The organism is Lysinibacillus sp. KCTC 33748 (assembly GCF_002237755.1).
Taxonomy (GTDB): domain Bacteria; phylum Bacillota; class Bacilli; order Bacillales_A; family Planococcaceae; genus Lysinibacillus.
Genome location: NZ_MWSJ01000003.1, coordinates 1 through 20,789, shown reverse-complemented (window position 1 = coordinate 20,789; position 20,789 = coordinate 1). Strand labels below are relative to the sequence as shown.

The following is a 20,789-nucleotide window of genomic DNA, read 5'->3' as shown; positions in this document are numbered from 1 at the left end:
GAATTGTATATATGTTTGCTTTATGAAAAATATTCTTTCTCATATAAAGAAAGACTGTTCCTTCCATTCAATTATTTCAATGGTGCATCTGCTGTTAATTCAATTTCTTGCAGCTCTGTCGAATTTCCATACTCAACATTATAATTTTTTACACGCTTATTCACCGGAATAACTTCAGTGCGGAAGAATGTTGGGAATACCATCGCTTGTTCACTCATATATTCTTGCCAAGCGCGGAATGCTTTTGTACGTTTTTCTAAATCCATCGACTCTTTAGAGTCGATATCTTTTAATAATTTTGTTAAATCGGCAGATACGAAACGGCTAAAGTTAAATTCAGCATCGACACTATATAAACCTGCTGGAGATGGGTTTGTCCCCGTGCCCCACGCTGCCATAAACATATCGATTTCTGGATCATCCGCTCGGACTTTATCATAGAAAGCATTAAATTCGATTGGACGACCTGTTGTTAATTGCACATCTAAGCCAACCTCTTTCCAGTTTTGACGGAAATATTCACCAATCGCCTCGTCCGTTTCAGAACCAGCCTTTGTAGCTACACGAATTGTGAATTTTTTGCCATCTTTATCTTCACGAATACCATCGCCATCCACATCTTTAAAGCCAGCTTGATCTAATAATTTTTTAGCCTTTTCAGGGTCATAATGGTAGCCCTCTAACGTTTCATCATAGAATGAAAATACTGGCGGAATTAAAGAATTCGCACGCTCACGTAAACCTTGATAGAACTTCTCTGCAACACCCTCAATATCCATTGCATAAGCAATTGCTTGACGTAACTCTACATTGTTCATTTTTGAATTTTCATCAAATATGTTAACTTTATTTTCTTTATCATATTTCCCTAATTTAAAACCGACATAATCATAAGCTAGTTCCGCTCGGCCTAGTACAGCTAAATTGTTTAAATCTTTAATATTATCATATTGGGTTGTATCGAAACTTGATGCAAAATCATATTTCCCTGTTCGTAATGCTTCACTAATTGAAGCTGGTGGTACAACCTCAAGCACAACTTTATCAACTTTTGGCTTTCCTTTAAAATAATGCTCATTTGCTACAAATTGTACAGACTCACCATTAACAAGTTTATCTATTTTAAATGGTCCAAGCGTTACAGGTGTTTTTCGTACCGCGTCGGAAGAAATTAAATCTTTTACTGGAATAGACTCTAATTGATGCTTCGGTTCCGCAGCTCCCCATAAACCATCACCACCATAATAAATGGCTGGTGATACTTCCTTTAATTGAATTTGAATTGCTTTATCGTTTACTTTTGTAATACCTGAAATTGTATCTGCTTTACCGTTATGATATTCTTCTGCACCGACAATATTTTTGAAATCACCATCATAACGTACACCAGGGTAATCTGGGTGTCCGATAATTAAATATGGGTATATTAAATCATCTGCAGTTAATGGTGTACCATCAGACCAGTTATAATCACCTTGAATGGTTACTGTTGCTGTTTTCGCCTCCGTATCAACCTCTAATTTTGCAGCCCCTTCATCATTAATTATAAAGTCACCATCTACATTAAAAATAGAGTTAGTCATATAACCCATTATTTCTGAATCATATCCATCTTCATATAGTTCTCTGTTAAAAATCCCTTGGAATGGAGAACTTGTGACAAGACCTACTCGCAATGTACCGCCCTGAATTGCCTCTCCTTCATTTGTCACTTCTGTTGGTAGTAAACTTTCCTTTTCTTTAGTTGTTTCTTTTTCTTCTGTTTTCTCTTTGCCATCAGATTTTGTGCTTTTATCAGTCCCACCGCCGCCCGTACAGGCCGCTAAAATAAGCATGAATGCAAACAGCACGGACAAGAATAACCAGTTCTTCTTCATGTGTAAATCCTCCCTTTTATCCTAATCGTTGTTTTGCGTCAGCCGAACGCCGTAGCGCTTGACCGACATAATTTATACCAAGCATCAATATTAAAATTAAAAATGATGCAGGCAACCATATCCACCACTTAGTAGATAACACAATTGGATTCGTTGCATAGCTTACGAGAGTCCCTAAGCTAGGTGTAGTTGGGGGTAAACCAAAGCCTAAAAATGATAGACCTGTTTCAATACCAACATTCCCTGCAAAATTTAAGGTTAATTCTACAATAAGCAACGAGCTCAAATTTGGTAATATCCCCTTAAACATAATGGCAAAATCGCTAGTGCCCATTGTTTTAGAGGCATTCACATAATCACGACGTCCTTCTGATAAGGCTTTACTACGGATTAAACGCGCTGTCCCTATCCATTGAAACGCACTTAATATCAGAACCAACTCAACAACATCATATTTAGGAATGATTGTAACTAGCACGATGATGATCATTAAGGTTGGTAATGTCATGAGAAAATCGATGATACGCATAAAAAAATTATCAATAAAGCCGCCATAATAGCCCATTATAATACCGAGTACAATCCCGATTGTATTGGCGATAAGCGTAATAGCTATTGCAATTAAAATGGAATTTTTCGCACCGATTATAAGCTGTCCAAACATATCACGACCAGCTTCATCAGCCCCAAGAACATAACCATTTATACCTGGCTTGGTAAAACGCTCTAATAATTTAATTTTTAATATTTCATCTTGGTTCATAAACATTGCCATAATTAATATCGCAATAATCAGTAAAATTATGGCGAAGAATGACAATAACGCTAGCTTATCTTTTCGAAATTCACGTATGATAACTTGTATCCCTGTTGGCGGGGTACTTTCAACTGTCATTTTGTCATTTTTTTGTTCCATTTTTATTCACCTCTCCTTAAACATTAAATTTAACGGTTAGTCTATGCGGATACGTGGATCAACAATGCTCATAATAATATCTGACAGTAGACTACCTAATAATGCTAAGAAGCCATAAAGCATAACGAGAGCAGTAATCACACTATAATCACGACTCGTTATAGAATGGATGAATAATTGTCCCATGCCTGGGAAGCCAAAAATTGTTTCTATGAAAATCGAACCACCCAATAAACCTGTAATTGTAAAGCCAAGAAAGGCTGCAATGGGCAATAAGGAATTGCGAAAAATATGTCTTCTATAGATTCTTTTTATCGGTACACCTTTACTACGTGCGGTTTTAACATAATCTTGTGTCTTAGCATCGATAATTTCCGAACGCAAATATTGAATAATCGTCGTTGTACCTAAAATTGCATATGTCATTGCAGGTAAAATTAAATGATAGAGACGATTCCAGTAATATTCAAACGTTCCTGGTTCTACACCTACATCAACTGTTCCACTCGTCGGGAACCACATTAAACGATAACCAAAAATATATAAAAAAATTAGCCCCAATACAAAAGTGGGTATCGCGTAGCTTATAAAGCTATATAGTGTAATCGACTTATCGAACAAAGTATCTTGCTTGCGGCCAGCAATCATTCCTAATGGTATAGCAATCGTATAAACTAGAATCGCACTTAATAGAGCGAGCCAAAATGTATTTAATGCGCGCTCACCAATCAGCGTGGATACCGCAATTTTATATGTATAGCTTTGTCCAAAATCACCTTGAAAAGCATTTGTGATCCAATGGTAGTATTGCACATACCAAGGATCGTAATAGCCTGCCTGAATTCGCAATTCTTCGATACGTGTAGGATCTGTTTCTGGTGTAATCAGCCCTGTAAATGGGTCACCCGGCATTTGCTTCGCCAGAATAAAGATAATTAGGCTTAGCACAAACATTTGAGGAATCATTAAAATTGTTCGTCTAGCAATCGTTTTCCACATTTTAAATCCCCCCTGACATCGCAACCATATGCGTTTCTGAAATGGATTTTAGCGGGTATACTTTTCCATGCTCATCATAATAATGATGTTGCTCATTCTGATAGTTCTCTTCTCCTTTTTGCCGAATTAATTTACGCTCCAAGCGTGTCTCTGGCGCAATATTTGGAATGGCAGACAAGAGACGTTTTGTGTAAATATGTTGCGGCTCCATATAAATATCACTTCTCGTCCCTGTTTCCACGAAGCGTCCTTTATACATAATGGATATATGATCGCACATATGTTTTACAACACCTAGATCATGTGAAATAAATAAATAAGTAAGTCCATACTCATTTTGAATATCTTTCATAAAGTTTAGCACCTGTGCTTGTACGGATAAATCCAGTGCAGATACAGGTTCATCAGCAATAATCATTTTTGGATTACAGGCAACAGCACGCGCGATTCCAAGACGTTGCTTTTGACCACCAGAAAATTCATGCGGATACTTTAACAATACATCTTCAGACATACCTACAGTTGCAAGTAACTCTTTAATGCGCTTACGTTCCTCTTGATCACTAAGCTTCATAAAATTCCGAATAGGCTCTGCTAAAATATCTAATACACGTTTTCTAGGATTCATACTTGAATGAGAATCTTGAAAAATCATTTGAATATCTTTGTTATAAGGTGAATCACGATTTCTACGCTTGTTTGTAACATTCTCACCTTCATAGAGAATCTGACCAGAGGTGATTTTTTCTAGACCTATAATGGCCTTCCCTGTTGTCGATTTTCCAGAACCTGATTCTCCTACTAAACCATATGTTTTTCCTTTTTCAAATTCCATTGTGACACCATCAACCGCATATACCTTATCGATTACTGTATTAAAAAAGCCTCCTCGAATTGGGTAATGAACGTTTAAATCATTAATTTGCATAAAGCTCATATAGCCCCGCCTCCTTCTTCACCTTCAAGATGAAAGTGTTTCCAGCAGGTACATCTAACAGAATGACCTGGTGCAATTTCATGTAATTGTGGTTTTCTTTCATGTGCAGATGTATCAATCCACGGTATTCGTGCTGAAAATCGGCAACCTTTCCGAGGTAAATTCACCAGCGATGGCACCATACCTTGAATAACTTCAAGCCTTTCATTTTCACTATGTGTTTGTGGAATAGAATTCAATAATGAACGAGTGTAAGGATGTTTAGCATTTGTAAATAATTTTTGAACAGGTGCTTCTTCTACTACTTCACCTGCATACATTACCGCAACCCGATCAGCCATTTCTGCTACAACGCCTAAATCATGTGTAATTAAGATAATACCTGTTTCGGTTTCTGACTGTAGTGCTTTTAATAAATCAAGTATTTGAGCTTGAATAGTCACATCTAGAGCCGTTGTCGGTTCATCTGCAATTAAAATAGATGGTTTACATGACAATGCAATGGCAATCATGACACGCTGCCTCATCCCTCCTGACAATTGATGAGGGAATTGTCTTGCCACACGCTCTGGTTTAGCGATGCCTACTTGATTCAATAATTCTAATACTCTCTCCGCACGCTGTTGCTTTGAAAGCTTTGTATGATACATTAGCCCCTCTGCAATTTGTTCTCCAATGCGCATTAATGGATTTAGAGCTGAAAGTGGGTCTTGAAAAATAAAACCTATATCATTACCACGCAATCTATTAAAATTCTGTTCATTTAGTTGCGCTAAATTTTGATTATAGTAAAGAATATCCCCTGTTACCTTTGTGTTAATTTCATCGTTCAAACCTACAATAGTAGTTGCTAATGTACTTTTACCACAACCTGATTCCCCAACGATTGCTAATACTTCATTCTTTTTAAGCGAAAGCGAGACATCTTCTACAGCAGCGTAGTAAGTTTCTTTTATACGAAAACTTGTAGTGAGATTTTTAATTGTTAATAAGTCATTTGCTGTATTCAAACAATCCCCCCTTTCTTAATAATAAAATTAAGTTAATGTTTCAAATTGTTTATCCTTCCGTTCAACTGACTGCATAGCCACCATTGCTCCTCTAATCAACAATGCAAATTCACGCTTTTGTTGAGGTGTCAACATTTTTAAATAAGCATCTACTTGTTCAACAACTTCTTTTTCTTCTACTGCAAGGATTCGATCACTCATTTCACTCATCCCTTTCATATTCGATTGACGTTGCTACCGTCACATAAGCTTTAAACTTGAATAAGTTTTCGCCTTATCACCTCATTGGGTTGAATATATATTCTATTGAGGTAAAAGTCAATGTGTTTCAATTAAAAAAATATTGCAATGAGTTAAAAAGTAATATACGATAACTGTAAGAAAGGGGAAATATTTTTGAATAAGCGCTTAAAGTCACTAAGAAAGAGTCTTGGTTTAAATCAAAAAGAAATGGGCTACAGACTGAAACTTTCACAAACGCACATTTCTTCTTTAGAAAACGGGGCTAGAGAGTTAACGGATAGAATAATTTCTGATATTTGTCGAGTATTCAATGTAAACAAAAATTGGCTACACACTGGCGAAGGCGATATGTTTGTCCAATCCGCTACTTTTTCCTTAGATGAATACGCACAAAAAAACCAGCTCACTGAATTAGAACTGGATATCATTAAGAGTTATATGGATTTAAATAAAGAAGTGCGTCAAAGCATTCTTAACACCGCACAACAGATTTTCGGAAAACATGCAGAGACTACAGCTACTGTTGATGAAATTGATGTGGAAATAGCACATTATCGTTCGGAATTAGAGACTGAGAAAAAAACGAGAACGTTATCAGCTTCACAAAGGCGCGAAACCAGTTAAGAAAGTTCAAATTTTGGAGATAAGAAAGGTTTTGAATGGCTAATGAGTGATGATTTCTGATTGTTACAGCTATATAATCAGTTATCTGAGAGCGAAAAAAAATCAGTATTTGGCTTCATGGGCTTTACGACATTCGAACAAATCATTTACATCCGTGTTCTAATGAGTTTGTGAAAACCAGGCCATCTCGTATTGTTATGGAACATTTAAATGTAAATTATATATTTGATTTTTGGATTAAAGCTGGATAGAGATTTGAGCGCAAACATTAACGTAGCAAATTATTCAATCCAAGGATTTAACTGAAACTCATCTTCCCCCACCTACAAACATAAAAGAATTATATCCAGTTTTACAATAACGATAGATAGCAAGAAAGATTAAACGGCTTAAGCCCATTAGAATACGAGGGCTCAAGCCGCTTAAAAGCTTCTTATTATTTCCACTGTCTACTTGACAGATTGCAGTTCAAAAGTAAGAGATTTATTACTTTTAAAGGTGCCTTTTTTTCTATAATAACCAATTCTAAGCTTGCCAATTACCTTCTTGATTTAGGGTTTAATACACACTTTAATTTCCGAATGCGTGATTTAACTCCTACAATCTTGTATTAATTATTAAAATTAACTTTTCAAAAAAATCCAATCCATATTTTCTCTCTCATTTTGCAAAATAGCTAATATTACTATGTATACACTTATAGTTCCGTCTACAATCCCCTCCTTGTATTCAATATAGTTTTCTTCTAACGAGCGATCCGGAAATGAATTGAAATTATTAAAATCTGAATTGACATGTAATATAGTTAGTAACTTTAAAATGTGTTCAATAAATTTGATATTTCCAGATTCTTTATATATCAAGAAGGTTTCATAAATTATCCCTGAAACACCGTGGCAAAATACGGTGGAAACCTTTCCTTTCTCTAAATTTAAAGAGTTGAGGAACATGTTGTAATTATTAATATATTTTTCTTTAAGTAACATATCATCTATTGCCTTAGATGCTAAAATCATTGATCTAGTAATCCCCGTTATACCGTAACACCAAGAGGAATTAATATATTTTTTATGTCTAGGTGTATTTATAAAAGGTAAGCGTTCAGGGAAAGTAAGTACACCTAAGGTTTTGAATGTATTTTTTTCTAAAAATGCTACTAGATTAACTATAGTTTGATGCAAATTTTCAACTTCAAATTTTTCTAGTTTGACTATTGATAAAATTGATAACATGCCTGATAAACCATGCGCGGTTCCCAAGTTAACAGAACCATTTTTATTTGCAGAATCACCAGAAAGTCTATCCATTTCATATTCTGCAAATAATATTATCTTACTAACTAGTTCCTTTATTAGCTGATTCATATTATTATTTTCTTTAAAAAATATCATATATCTAACTACACCTGTTATTCCAGAAAATACATCATATATTGAGACGTCATATTCTGAAGGGAATTCATTTAGTAATTTTCTAATTCGATTTTCTAAAACTTCATTTAATGATTTTAAGTATTGTTGGTATCTACCTTCTTTTGCTAAAGATAAAACTGATGCCCCAATTCCACTTATTCCACTGTAAAGTGATACATCTATACTATTAAAGTCTATCTTTTTATTTAATATTTCTAAATGCCTGTGTGCATAATAGTCCCAATTATTTTTCGGATACAACTTATCTAAACTTGCATAAAAAATACAAAGTCCCGGAATTCCATCACTAAGGGTGTGAATACTTTTATCTTCAAAATTTGTTTTCAAAGTATTGTTAGCAAAGTTTTTCAGATGTTCTTCAAAAAGTATTGAACATTGTTTTTGAAGCTCTAAAGAAGAAGTATGCATTGGTTTTACCCCCAAATAATAAAGATTATGAAAAAATGTAATATGATGTTGGAAGATAACTCACACGTAAAGTTTTTAATTTTTCTCAAGAAATTTTAATAAACTATACATTAGTTGATTTTCTTTTTCTTTTTCTACAATCATTAATCTATTTACATTCATATGAATTACTGATAGGACAATATCATTTATGTTAAACCCCTCTAATTGTGCAATTTCTAACTCTTTAGAGAATTGTTTAAGCGCACATGCTCTAAATTTTGAAACTTCTTCAGCTTCGAAATTAGAAACATCTATCCTTGAGTTTTCTAAAATATTATCTTTGAAATTCAATTTCAATATTTTTTTATTTAACCTATGAAGGTATAAATATCGATTTAGAAGTTTAATTTGCTTATCTTTTTCGAAACCAATATCCTGTAATAAACACTTTACCGAATAAAAAATTATTTTTTCAATAGGTTCCCCAATTTTATTGTTTAGATTTAATAACTCTAAACAATATTGGCTGTCTGCAAAAAATACTTCATGAAATTGTTCTTCCAATCGATGTCCACCATATCTCATATATTCTGGATAATACGTATCAATACTTAAACTATCAATAAAATTTTCTTCAATATATTTTTTTATCCAATCATACATAAATGAAAATACAAAATTAAAATTTGTTGAGTCTACTTTTATTCGCAGCCTAATATGAGGACAAGAATCAATATATCTTACATAGAAATAAGAATATATCTTATTTTCTTTCAATAATTTATTCATAGATGGTAATATAGACTTTATTAATAGCTCATCTTGATAATCTTCTTTAATATAAAGTTTATAATAAATCCAATCATCACCAGGAATAATCTTCCTCTTAATTTCCGAATTATTATGCAGTGTACTAAATTTCTTTTTAATACTCCTTTTATTCAATACAGATACTGTTAATTCTTCTTTAAATTGATTTTCGTTAATAGAGTTAATATCAATTCCATAGTCTACTTCAGTAAAAATAAGCTTATTTAATTTAGAAAATTCTTTTCTTAAAATTGTTAAATGTAATGAATTATCTAAATTAAAATAAATTGTCGAATCTAAATTTTTCATTTCAACTATTCTTGGAACTTTGTACGTTTCTCTCCATTTGGAAATTGCATATTCCCAATCCTCATATTTGAACTGCTTCTCTAATTGCAGGATATACATATCAATTCTCCATTGTTTTTTAGACAAAACAATATTTTTATATCTGATTCTAGGAGTAAATACAAATTTATTATAAAAAATCGGAAAGAAAGTTTGAAAAGGAATCTCCCCCTCTTTTCCTACGTCTAATAAAAATTTATATGCCTTAGGAAAATAATTTACGCCATTTAACATATTTGTTGTTTTAGGAACGATATAGTTGTTTGTATCAGAATTTTTCAAATATAATTCTCCATAATCATTAATTCCAGAAAGAATCGAACCAATTTTAATATTATTTTTAAATTTAGAGAAACCTGAAAGAATAGGTAATTCATGATCCCTAGGATTTATAGTTGAACGTATATTAGAAGCTCTTCCGTAAACACTTTGACAACTAACTTCAGCTATCTCATAATTATCTCCATAAATATTCTTTTCAAAATCATTTAATATTTCAATTTCCCTTGTATATTTATCGCTTAATAAAGGGAAAAATCTTCCTATTAATTGTCCTGCATTATCAGAAAAATTATCATTATTAACTGTCAAATAAACATGATTATTATTTTTGACTATTGAGAATAGCATATCAAATGACTCATATACATAAGAGAAGTCTATTTTTTGATACTGTTTAAACTTTATTATTTCGTTATCAGTAATCTCCAATTCTTCAAGTCCTTGAAATAAAGCACTAGTGATTAAGCTTTCCATATAATTATAAATTGTATGATCCTCTATCTCATCTAAAGTTCTTGTCGTTATATTCTTTGTCGTATAATCAGTAATTTCAAGAGAATATAGTAATTCAACTAATTTTATTTCTGTATTGTAACCATACTTTTCAATAAATACTTTTTTAAAAGTTTCTAAACTTTGATTGTGATTGTGATTGTGATTGTGATGAATTAAAAAAAGACTTAGTATATCAATTGCTTTCTTTATATCCTCATTAAAGTTTCTTGGAAGCTCATAATCACTTTCAAATTTTAAATCTATATGTAAGTAATCTTTGCATTTATATAAATCCTCCATTTTCACCTTTATTTCATTCAATAACTCAATACTTTCAAACTTACCTAATTCTAAATCGGAATATTCCGAAATACATTCTTGTATTTTATAAAGCAATTGAAACATTGGCTGATCTGATAAATTAAATCTTTTAAAAAATAATAATAAATCATCTAGATTATTTGCATTTGTTAAATTTGGACGCAAATTTGTATGTAATATTTCAAGAGATATTAATTGTTTCAAATAAGATTTAATTTCAATCACATTAATATCCGTATAAATATTTTTTAGCTCAAATAACAAAACAGAAAGTGGAATAAAGTCAGTTGCAATTAACCTTATTTTACCAATTAGCTCGTTATTCCGAATGGAGAAACCATTTTTTTCACCTTGTTCTTTATATCTATCAAATTGTCCGTACATCGTTTTGTACGGGAAGAATATCCTATCTCCCTCAAATAAATACATATCCACAAATTTAACATTTATAAAATCCCACAATTGTTCCTGAACTTCTATTTTCTCTATTACACCTAGTAACCACATTGAATCTACTCTTATATATTTATTATTATTTTTTTCTGTTTGATTATAAAATGAGGTATATGAAGTATTTTTTTGCGAAACTTCTTGAACTCCTGAAAAAAGTCCAAAAGGAGTTGATTTTGTAGAAATTCTTGCAAGGTATTTATATAAAGAGGTTATAATATTTCTTTTTTTCTTATCACTTTTATTGTTATATTTTTCTATTTCATTTAAGAGATTTGGATTAGCAAAATATATTGCTTCTTTAATAATTTGATTATTCAGAACTAAATTTATAATATTTTCTGGATTTGTTTCTAAGGATAATTTACTCATATAAAATGAAAGTGGGAATAATGGGGTTCTCACAACACTTAAATCTAATATATTCCAGTCCTTTTTCATAATTTAACCTCCCTATTCTATTAAAATTTCAGATTTAGCAAAAATATAAAGCGGCGAAAAGAAATAACTTTTCACCGCATTTATAATTATGGTCTTATTGGACAAGGTGGCTTAAAAGAAAGGTTAGCGTTAGCATCTTTAGAACTTGGTAGTTCTTGTTCTGGATGCGATATCTGTGGGCTTACTTCTGATACTTTTAAATCTAAATCAAAAATATCTCTTTCCATTTACCAATTCACCTCCTTCAAAAACACGATATTACAAAACTATGACTTAATTGTAATAAAAAGGAAGATAGATTTCAAGTTATTTCTTTTAGAATATACAGAAAATTGATTCTATGAAAAATATCTTTAATTAATACTCAACTCTCGCATCCTGAAATGGTCAGACATTACTTGAAACAACTAGGTTAAAGCCAGCCATTTGTTCATTTTGCTGTCAGGAATCGATGTTTCTTATGTGTTCATAAAACAGATTGCCAAATCTTTTGGGATCCGCTTCTTTTCACATTTAACATGCGATGAAAATATAGCTCGTAAAGACAATTGTCGTATATTGGTGCGCTATTTTCTTGCGCTAGGTGGCAGCAATATGCGCCAATTACCTTCTTGATTTTGGATTTAATGCATCCTTTAATCCTTCTCCAATAAAGTTAATTGATAAAATAACTAATGAAATAGCTGTTGCAGGTGGTACCCACATCCAAAGCTTATCCTTTAGTACATCTGAGTTTCTAGCCTCAAATAGCATATTGCCCCAGCTAGGTGTATCAGCCGGAACCCCGAGTCCTAAAAAACTTAAACTAGATTCTGCAACAATTGTCACCGCCATCAATAATGTTGCCTGTACAATAATCGTCGATGCAACGTTAGGCAATAAGTGCTTAATGATTATTTTTGAAGGTTTACAGCCAATTGACTGAGCAGCTAATATATACTCATTTTCCTTTTCAGTTAAAACCCTACTTCGTACTATCCTAGCTACGCTTCCCCACATTAAAAGTGAAATAACAATTATTAATGTCCATAGACCAGATATTTTTCCTGAAAGTATCGTATTTAAAACAATACAGAAAACTAAAAATGGAAACATTAATATGAAGTCAGTAAATCGCATTAACATTTGATCTATTTTTCCTCCAAAATACCCTGAAATAGCGCCAACAGCTGTTCCAATCACTACAATAAACATCATACAGCCTAATCCAACTGTTAAAGATGATCTACCAGCGTAGAGCATTCTAGTAAAAACATCTCGTCCATTCGTATCTGTCCCTAACCAATGCTCGCTTGATGGAGGTAGACTAATTTTCATAAAGTCGACACGTACAATATCTTTTGTTGTAATATACGGAGCTAAAAACGATAGAATGATAACTATTAGTAAAAAGATAAGACTAAGCATCGCTAATTTATTTTTAAAGAACTTCCGTCTCGCTATCACCCATGGCGAGGGGCTTTTTTTCGGTGTTTTTGGAGTTATAACTTCTTGATCAGTTACCAATGTCATAATACCCCCTCCTTAATCTAGTCTAATACGCGGATCTACCACACCATATAATATATCCGCTACCAAATTTCCAAAAAGTGTTAAAAACGAAAGTAACATAGTTATCGACATCATCACTGCATAATCTCTTCTTCCAACTGATTCTAAGAAGAGTGCTCCTACTCCTGGATAAGTAAAGATCGTTTCTGTTATTACTGCGCCACTGATCAATGTTGCGATATCAAAACCAAGAAACGTAATAATCGGAATGATTGAATTGCGTAAAATATGTTTGTTATAAATTTTTGTTTCCTTTGTTCCTTTTGCTCTTGCAGTTCTGACAAAATCTTTTCTACTATTTTCAATAATGTCATTTCGTAAAAATTGTGTATAGGACGCTGTTCCCATTAATCCTAATATAAGTGCCGGTAATAAAACATGATGGAACCTACTCAGGTAATATTCCAAAGTTCCTGCTTCTATGCCTACACCTACGGAGCCATTGAAAGGGAACCATCCTAGTTTAAAGGAGAAAAAGTAAATAGCAACAATCCCTGCAACAAATGATGGAATTGCTAAAGCTAAATAGTTATAAGTCGCAATCAAATTATCCCCAAGTGTATAAGGTTTTCTTCCCGCATACATGCCCATAAGAAACGCAAAAATGTACGTGAAAATTAATGATGTTAATGCCAAAAATATTGTATTAGGTATCCTCTGAGCAATAATCTCTGCTGCTGGTTTTTTATAAACAGTCGATTTTCCAAAATCCCCTTGTGCAAAATTAGAAATCCATCTACCATATTGCTTGATAACCGGATCATTATAGCCTAATTTTTCTCTCATTTCTTCGATGTATTGTGGATTCGTATTAGACGGATTGATTTCTCCACCAAACGGATCTCCTGGCATCATTTTAGCTAAAAAGAATACCACCAACGAAATAAGGAGTAGCAATGGGATCATGCCTAGTAATCTTCGAAGTGTGTATTGAAGCATATGACGTCTCCTTATCTAGAAATTTACTAACTAGGCCCAATTCATGAAGTGGACCTAGTTAGTAGGTTTAGTTAGTTTACAATTTATTCCTTAATGTGCCATTTGTAAACATCTGTTTGGAAACCAACAGCGTTGATATGAACACCTTGTAATCGATTATTAATGCCATATAAATCTAAATTTTCCCACAATGGAAGGGCTGGTAATTCTTCATTGAAGTATTTTTGCCATTCCACATAAGTCTTCATACGCTTATCTTTATCAAATGCTTCTTCATTTAAGCCTTTTTCCAATAAATCTTGATTCTTAGCATCTACATAGCGACCATAGTTCCATTCTGCATCGTTACCCCATAATCCTGATGGGTCAGGATCTGCCCCTGTACTCCAAGAACCGAAGAATGCTTCTAGTGCAGCATCGTCATTATCTTTCATATCATTATATAAGTTGAATTCTATTAATGTACCAGTAGCTAATTCTGTTTTCACTCCGATATCATTCCAAGCTTGAATAATTGCTTGAGAGCGACCTTCGAAGGCAGCAGGACCTGCATAGTGACCAAACGAAATTTTAAATGGTTTACCTTTAGGATCTTCCACAAATCCATCGCCATCTGTATCTACATAACCAGCAGATTTAAGTAGCTCTTTAGCCTTTTCTGCATTGTATTCATATAGATTTAAGTCAGATTCCTTTGCAGCAGTCCAGAAGGCACGTGGAACTACAGTATTCGCAACGTCAGCTTTTCCTTCTAAGAAAGCATCGATCATTGCTGGACGGTTAATCGCGTATAATAGTGCTTGACGCAATTCTTTTGATTTAAACTTATCAAAATCTGCTACATTTTTAAGAGTAGCTTTATCACGATGACCAAAACGAAGACCGATATATGAGTAACTTACACCATTCGTTTCTTCAATGCGTACATTATCTAATGCTGACAATTCTTTTACAGCTTGTGGTTTAATGTCCATGATGTCAATTTCTCCGTTTTGGAACGCACCAGCTGCCAATGATGGGTCAATTACTTTTACAATTATCCCATCAAGCTGTGGCTTGCCCTTCCAGTAATCATCAAAACGCTCTAATTCAGAATATTCACCGTCTACAACCTTTTTCACTTTAAAAGGTCCTACGCCAACAGGATTTTCACGAACTTGTTTCGACTCGCTTAAATCTTTAACAGCAATACCTTCATAATGTTTCTTTGGCATAGGATACTGCCAAAGGTTTTCTAGGTTATTAATTTTCACTTTTTCAAAACTAATTTTCACAGTATATGGATCAACGACTTCAATTCCTTCGATTTTGTCAGCTTTCCCTGCTTTTTTTGCTGCTGCACCTTTGATATTCTCAACATAATTGTATCGTGGGCCATCGTAATCCTTATCAGCTAGTGTCTCTAATGCAAATACCCAGTCATCAACAGTTAGCTCCTCACCATTGTGCCATTTTACACCTTTCTTAAGGTTAAACGTATACGTTAACTTATCCTCGCTAATGTCCCAAGTTGCTAAATTAGGAACATATTCTAAGTTATCATTTACATCATAAATACCATCAGTTGTAAAATTTTGGATATAAGAATCTACAATACTTCCACTAAAGGCCGGATCATATACACCTTCAGGTGCTTGGTCAGTACCAAAAGTTACAACTCCACCTTTTGCTGTTTCACTAGTCTTCGTGGAATCCCCCTTGTCTTTTTCCTTATCTTTGTCAGTTGTTGCGTTGTCGCTATTACACGCAGCTAAAAATAAAGCCATAACTAGCATAAGCATGAAAGACCATAATGCTGATTTTTTCATTCTTTATCCCCCTTGAATATTATTTTGAAAATAATTATTACACTATTCTTTTTGTTATTTTTTAATATAAATGGCACGCAACTCTATGCCCCTGCTTCACCTCCTTTAAAGTTGGTTTTGATAATGAACACTCTGTCATTGCCTTCGGACACCGTGGATGGAAAGGACACCCTTTTGGTGGATTAGCCGGACTAGGGATATCCCCTTCTAATACTATACGACTACTCTTTTTCCTTGGATCAGGTACCGGTATTGCGGAGATTAATGCCTGTGTATAAGGGTGCAGTGGTTCCTCATAAATATGTGCCTTATCTGCAATCTCCACAATATTTCCTAAATACATAACACCGATTCGATCACTCATATGTTTTACAACACTTAAATCATGCGCGATGAATAAAAATGTTAAGTCAAACTCATCTTGTAACTCTTTTAGCAGATTCAGAACCTGCGATTGTACAGATACGTCTAAGGCTGAAACTGGTTCATCCGCTATAATTAGTTTTGGCCTAAGTGCAAGTGCTCTCGCAATACCAATCCGTTGACGCTGACCACCTGAAAATTCATGTGCATACTTGTAATAAGCATCTTCTGGTAAACCTACTTTTTGTAAGAGCTCCATCACTTCATTTTTTAAAGATTTCAGTGATTTTTTATGGAAATTCATGATCGGTTCAGCTATGATACTACCTACCATTTGCATCGGGTTTAACGATGCATAGGGATCTTGAAATACCATTTGGATATCTTTCCTTATTTCCCTTAATGATTTCCCATGTAATTTTGTAATATCCTGGCCGTTAAAAATGATTTTTCCATCCGTTGAATCTAACAATCTTAAAATAGTGCGACCTGTTGTAGATTTTCCACAACCCGATTCGCCAACTAATCCTAATGTTTCACCGCTTTTTATGGAAAAAGAAATATTATCAACAGCTTTAACATAGCCAACCGTATGTTTGAAAAATCCACCTTTAATCGGGTAATAAGTTTTTAAATCAATTAACTCCAATAAATTTTCGTTATTTTGTTTCATTGTAGTTTGCTCCATGTTGTCAGCTCACACCCTTTCTAGAATTACAGCCTTCAAAAAGTAAACAAGATACTTCATGATTGTCACCTACGAAGGCAAGTTGCGGCGTAACCTTGCTACATTCAGGCATAGCTGACGGGCATCTATCAATAAAACGGCAGCCTAGTTGAGGCATATTTTTTAAAGAAGGTACAATACCTTTAATAGTGGTTAACTCATTCACTTCTATATCAATCCTCGGAATCGACGCCATCAAGAGTTTTGTATATGGGTGTTTGGGATTGTGAAACAAATTATCAACATTTGTCCGTTCTACAATCTTCCCTGCATACATAATAATTACTTCATCACACATCTCCGCAACTACACCTAAATCGTGAGTTATTAATACAATAGACATGTTATTTTCTTCTTGAATATTTTTCAATAAATCTAGTATTTGAGCCTGTACAGTTACATCAAGTGCAGTAGTTGGTTCATCTGCTATTAAAAGTCTAGGATGACAAGCGATGGCGATAGCAATCATTACTCTTTGTCTCATACCGCCTGACAATTGATGAGGGTATTCATCTATAATTTTTTCAGCTCTTGGAATACCAACCTGTTTTAATAATCCAATCGCTTTATCTTTAGCCTCAGCCTTAGAAATCTTACTATGATTAAGCATAATCTCTTCAATTTGTGAACCTATGGTAAAAACTGGGTTCAGAGATGTCATAGGTTCTTGGAAAATCATGCTTATATCTTTTCCCCTAATTTTATTCATCTCATCGATTGAATGACTTTCTATGTTTTTCCCATGGAATTTTATTTCTCCACCAGTGATTTTACCAATTCCGTTGGGAAGAAGTTGCATAATAGAAAGTGACATTACACTTTTTCCACAGCCAGATTCACCAACTACCCCAACGATCTGCCCTGATTTAACTGAAAATGAAACATCATCCACTGCATGATATATTTCTCCATCTATATCAAAGCCAGTCTTAAGGTTTTTCACTTCTAACATTAAGCTCATTTTATATCACACCTTTTAAAAGTTTTTACTTAACTATTGCTGCAAATGTAGTGAGTTAGATACGGCACGCTAAGATTTTTTACAAAAAATTACTTTTAGGTTTTATTGATTTAATATTCCGAAAAAAATGTCTATTTCGATAAACTTATTTCACAATCATATCAAAATAAAAAATCATCAATTTACAATACTTTTAAAAACATTATTTCTTCTTTATAAAGATTTTCTTACAAGTACCAAATGATATAATATTCAGATAATTAAGCATGCTATCATTTTATATAGAAATCACACATATAATCAAGAGAATTTTTACATTTCTTATATTCTTATATACAAAATAAACCATACAACTATTCCGATTTTTCTCAATAAATTTATTTTTCTCTTAAATGAAAACTTGTTCAATCTTCACTTTATCGGTTTAAAGTATTATTTTTTTATTATCATAATATAGCAAATGATTTATTTACTCATTTTTAATCTCCCTCTCAATATCTAAATTTATTAGAATTTCTTTATTATAAAAGCTATTTAAACGAATTTTTATAAATTGCCATATTTAACCTCATTACCCAATTGCTATTAATGTATAATTTTTTCATTTATCGCATTAACTCCCTGAAGCACAGAATGTTACCGCAGAAAAATAATTTAATCCAATTTCTCAAGTGATTTTTTTACGGACTTCTTCTTAATTTTTTTATGTAATAAATAAATAATTTCTTTGTATAAAATAGATTTTAATTCTGGATTCCGTTTTTATTTGATGAAAATAAAGCTTTACTATCCCTAGCGCAAAGATTATTTTCTTGCCCCTTTTAAATAATGCAAGTTCAACACTTTGAAACAGCCCTATTTAATATTTTGGCTTCTTTTTATCATGATTGTCCTTTTAAACGCTGTCTACACTTTCGTGCATTACTATATTAAGTAATTTCGGATATCCAATTTTAATACTTGAGGGTTGTTTCCCCTTATTTTAGCGATGTGATTCGCTCATAATACTAAAAACGTGACCTATACGTTGGCGCAGAAATGTCTATATTGTAAAAAAAAAGAAAACATTTTATCATAAAGCTATTAAAGTACAACTTTCTCTTATTATATGTAAGAAAGAATAGGTGAGATGTATACATATGAAAAATCGCGTTGTCCAATTGCTATTTGTATTTACAATAGCAGCAATTATGCCCATATTTTTAAATAAGTCCGTTATTCCCTTATCTACCTTAATTGGCTTACTATGGCCTATCACACTTATTGGGATTGCCTTCATTATTTTTATTGAAAATCGTTCCCCACAAAGTACATTGGCTTGGTTTTTAGTATTAACCATTCTCCCTGTTATCGGTTTACTGCTGTACTTACTATTCGGAAGAAGTCGCTGGAGAAGAAAGAAACATTTATCTCGTTCAGAAGAAAAAAGAAAGTTATTCCGTGAACTTTTAGCAGGAAGAAGTTTTAATTTAGAATCCTCTTGCCCTTTAAATGAACGATCCATCTATTTAGCACAAGTTATCCAAAAATTTGGCGGCGGTCCTCTTGCTAATGGTACAGCAACAAAACTCTTAACAAACGGAGATGAAACATTTACTGAAATCCTACAAGCGATTGAAAATGCTACACATCATATTCATATTCAATACTATATTTATCGATCAGATGAAATCGGCACTTCAATTCGAGATACCTTAATAAAAAAAGCAAAATCTGGTGTAATTGTACGCTTTCTTTACGATGGACTTGGAAGTAGTAAATTACGTAGGAGTTTCTTACAACCAATGAAAGACGCAGGAATTGAAGTAGTCGAGTTTGATTCTATTCTTTCACCTTGGCTATTAGAAACCGTCAATTATCGTAACCACCGTAAAATTGTTATTGTAGATGGGGCAATTGGGTTTACAGGTGGACTCAATGTCGGGGATGAATATCTTGGTCGTTCGAAGAAGTTTCCTATTTGGCGTGATAGCCATTTAAAAATTGAAGGAAAAGCATTATATAAACTACAGTCCATTTTTCTAGAAGATTTTCTCTATGCCACTAGTAATTTAAATACTGAGTCTTGGAATCAATTTATGGATAACTCATACTTTCCAAGTCAAGGAACTCATCAGGCAGAAGGTGCCGTACAAATCGTTGCAAGTGGACCTAGCTCAGAAGATACAAGTATTCGGAATGCTTTATTGAAAATTATGGGCTCTGCAAAAAAATCCATTTGGATTGCTACCCCATACTTTATTCCTGATCAGGAAACATTAACATTATTACGTTTGAGTGCACTTTCTGGAGTAGATGTCCGTATTTTATATCCTGGGAAAGGCGATAGTATCATTAGTGATCAAGCATCCCAATCATACTTTGCACCACTTTTAAAAGCAGGTGTCTCCATTTACCGCGTTAAAGATGCTTTTATGCATGCTAAGATTGTACTTGTTGATGATGAAGTTGCAACAATTGGTACAGCAAATATGGATATTCGTAGTTTTGAGCTAAATTATGAACTCATTGCAGTCTTATATGAATCTAACACGGTTCTAGATATTAAAAATGATTTTGAACAAGATTTTAAAGACTCCATAGAAACTACATGGGCAACATTTCAAAAGCGAAGTATTCAAAAACGCATGCTCGAATCTCTTATGCGACTCATTTCTCCGCTACTGTAAATGATTAAATAAAGTGTAGTTCTTGGTCAAAACAAGGGGGTGATTTCCGTTCCGGCTGGGCGCTTTGTTGCTGTCGCTTCGCTTTCGCACAGTTAAAACATTTGTTGCTGTCGCTTCGCTTTCGCACAGTTAAAACATTTGTTGCTGTCGCTTCGCTTTCGCACAGTTAAAACATTTGTTGCTGTCGCTTCGCTT

At 33.3% G+C, this 20,789-nt stretch carries 16 protein-coding genes; 2 read left to right on the top strand and 14 right to left on the bottom strand.

Going from position 1 to position 20,789, the window contains the following annotated elements; translation table 11 throughout:
- Positions 1–71: 71 nt before the first annotated feature.
- From B1B04_RS05840 to B1B04_RS25570, 6 genes are read right to left on the bottom strand one after another with little or no spacing between them, the layout of a single operon-like run.
- A complete protein-coding gene (locus B1B04_RS05840; RefSeq protein ID WP_079560397.1) occupies positions 72–1,877 on the bottom strand; it encodes an oligopeptide ABC transporter substrate-binding protein in 1,806 nt (601 codons plus the stop codon).
- A gap of 16 nt (positions 1,878–1,893) precedes the next feature.
- Positions 1,894–2,793, bottom strand: coding sequence for an ABC transporter permease (locus tag B1B04_RS05835; RefSeq protein WP_079560396.1), 900 nt, complete (start codon positions 2,791–2,793; stop codon positions 1,894–1,896).
- A gap of 36 nt (positions 2,794–2,829) precedes the next feature.
- Positions 2,830–3,792, bottom strand: coding sequence for an oligopeptide ABC transporter permease (opp4B, locus tag B1B04_RS05830; RefSeq protein WP_079560395.1), 963 nt, complete (start codon positions 3,790–3,792; stop codon positions 2,830–2,832).
- A 1-nt stretch (position 3,793) separates the two neighbouring features.
- Positions 3,794–4,729, bottom strand: a complete 936-nt coding sequence (locus tag B1B04_RS05825; protein WP_079560394.1) for an ATP-binding cassette domain-containing protein — start codon at positions 4,727–4,729, stop codon at positions 3,794–3,796.
- Complete coding sequence (locus B1B04_RS05820) at positions 4,726–5,739, bottom strand: ABC transporter ATP-binding protein (protein ID WP_079560393.1); 1,014 nt, start codon at positions 5,737–5,739, stop codon at positions 4,726–4,728. Before B1B04_RS05820 ends, B1B04_RS05825 begins: the two co-directional genes overlap by 4 nt.
- Positions 5,740–5,766: 27 nt before the next feature.
- Positions 5,767–5,940, bottom strand: coding sequence for a hypothetical protein (locus B1B04_RS25570; RefSeq protein ID WP_170938912.1), 174 nt, complete (start codon positions 5,938–5,940; stop codon positions 5,767–5,769).
- Between the two features lie 195 nt (positions 5,941–6,135).
- Here B1B04_RS25570 and B1B04_RS05815 point away from each other — a divergent pair, with 195 nt between their 5' ends.
- A complete protein-coding gene (locus B1B04_RS05815; RefSeq protein WP_079560392.1) occupies positions 6,136–6,606 on the top strand; it encodes a helix-turn-helix domain-containing protein in 471 nt (156 codons plus the stop codon).
- Positions 6,607–7,229: 623 nt separating this feature from the next.
- Here the strand turns inward: B1B04_RS05815 and B1B04_RS05810 are convergent.
- The 8 genes from B1B04_RS05810 to B1B04_RS05780 all read right to left on the bottom strand — a co-directional run bounded on the left by B1B04_RS05810 (position 7,230) and on the right by B1B04_RS05780 (position 17,925).
- Complete coding sequence (locus B1B04_RS05810; protein WP_079560391.1) at positions 7,230–8,447, bottom strand: lanthionine synthetase C family protein; 1,218 nt, start codon at positions 8,445–8,447, stop codon at positions 7,230–7,232.
- Positions 8,448–8,522: 75 nt separating this feature from the next.
- The gene (locus B1B04_RS05805; protein ID WP_079560390.1) at positions 8,523–11,576 is read right to left on the bottom strand and encodes a lantibiotic dehydratase; all 3,054 of its coding nucleotides are present in this window, start codon (positions 11,574–11,576) and stop codon (positions 8,523–8,525) included.
- 86 nt (positions 11,577–11,662) lie between these two features.
- The gene (locus B1B04_RS25565) at positions 11,663–11,803 is read right to left on the bottom strand and encodes a hypothetical protein (protein ID WP_170938911.1); all 141 of its coding nucleotides are present in this window, start codon (positions 11,801–11,803) and stop codon (positions 11,663–11,665) included.
- A gap of 376 nt (positions 11,804–12,179) precedes the next feature.
- Positions 12,180–13,088, bottom strand: coding sequence for an oligopeptide ABC transporter permease (gene opp4C / locus B1B04_RS05800; RefSeq protein WP_079560389.1), 909 nt, complete (start codon positions 13,086–13,088; stop codon positions 12,180–12,182).
- 12 nt (positions 13,089–13,100) lie between these two features.
- A complete protein-coding gene (gene opp4B, locus B1B04_RS05795) occupies positions 13,101–14,066 on the bottom strand; it encodes an oligopeptide ABC transporter permease (protein ID WP_079560388.1) in 966 nt (321 codons plus the stop codon).
- A gap of 83 nt (positions 14,067–14,149) precedes the next feature.
- Complete coding sequence (gene opp4A, locus B1B04_RS05790) at positions 14,150–15,874, bottom strand: oligopeptide ABC transporter substrate-binding protein (RefSeq protein ID WP_079560387.1); 1,725 nt, start codon at positions 15,872–15,874, stop codon at positions 14,150–14,152.
- A gap of 61 nt (positions 15,875–15,935) precedes the next feature.
- Positions 15,936–16,925, bottom strand: a complete 990-nt coding sequence (locus tag B1B04_RS05785) for an ABC transporter ATP-binding protein (RefSeq protein WP_079560386.1) — start codon at positions 16,923–16,925, stop codon at positions 15,936–15,938.
- Positions 16,926–16,929: 4 nt separating this feature from the next.
- A complete protein-coding gene (locus B1B04_RS05780) occupies positions 16,930–17,925 on the bottom strand; it encodes an ABC transporter ATP-binding protein (RefSeq protein ID WP_079560385.1) in 996 nt (331 codons plus the stop codon).
- A gap of 1,139 nt (positions 17,926–19,064) precedes the next feature.
- On the opposite strand from B1B04_RS05780, the gene B1B04_RS05775 reads away from it, so the two are divergent.
- Positions 19,065–20,594 (top strand): cardiolipin synthase, encoded by a 1,530-nt coding sequence (locus B1B04_RS05775; RefSeq protein ID WP_079560384.1) that lies wholly within the window; start codon positions 19,065–19,067, stop codon positions 20,592–20,594.
- Positions 20,595–20,789: the final 195 nt, after the last annotated feature.

Bases quoted from the DNA above. Each gene is read 5' to 3' on its own strand.
- B1B04_RS05840 (WP_079560397.1), bottom strand. From the start codon at position 1,877: ATGAAGAAGAACTGGTTATTCTTGTCCGTGCTGTTTGCATTCATGCTT.
- B1B04_RS05835 (WP_079560396.1), bottom strand. From the start codon at position 2,793: ATGGAACAAAAAAATGACAAAATGACAGTTGAAAGTACCCCGCCAACA.
- opp4B (WP_079560395.1), bottom strand. From the start codon at position 3,792: ATGTGGAAAACGATTGCTAGACGAACAATTTTAATGATTCCTCAAATG.
- B1B04_RS05825 (WP_079560394.1), bottom strand. From the start codon at position 4,729: ATGAGCTTTATGCAAATTAATGATTTAAACGTTCATTACCCAATTCGA.
- B1B04_RS25570 (WP_170938912.1), bottom strand. From the start codon at position 5,940: ATGAGTGATCGAATCCTTGCAGTAGAAGAAAAAGAAGTTGTTGAACAA.
- B1B04_RS05810 (WP_079560391.1), bottom strand. From the start codon at position 8,447: ATGCATACTTCTTCTTTAGAGCTTCAAAAACAATGTTCAATACTTTTT.
- B1B04_RS05805 (WP_079560390.1), bottom strand. From the start codon at position 11,576: ATGAAAAAGGACTGGAATATATTAGATTTAAGTGTTGTGAGAACCCCA.
- B1B04_RS25565 (WP_170938911.1), bottom strand. From the start codon at position 11,803: ATGGAAAGAGATATTTTTGATTTAGATTTAAAAGTATCAGAAGTAAGC.
- opp4C (WP_079560389.1), bottom strand. From the start codon at position 13,088: ATGACATTGGTAACTGATCAAGAAGTTATAACTCCAAAAACACCGAAA.
- opp4B (WP_079560388.1), bottom strand. From the start codon at position 14,066: ATGCTTCAATACACACTTCGAAGATTACTAGGCATGATCCCATTGCTA.
- opp4A (WP_079560387.1), bottom strand. From the start codon at position 15,874: ATGAAAAAATCAGCATTATGGTCTTTCATGCTTATGCTAGTTATGGCT.
- B1B04_RS05785 (WP_079560386.1), bottom strand. From the start codon at position 16,925: ATGGAGCAAACTACAATGAAACAAAATAACGAAAATTTATTGGAGTTA.
- B1B04_RS05780 (WP_079560385.1), bottom strand. From the start codon at position 17,925: ATGAGCTTAATGTTAGAAGTGAAAAACCTTAAGACTGGCTTTGATATA.
- B1B04_RS05775 (WP_079560384.1), top strand. From the start codon at position 19,065: ATGAAAAATCGCGTTGTCCAATTGCTATTTGTATTTACAATAGCAGCA.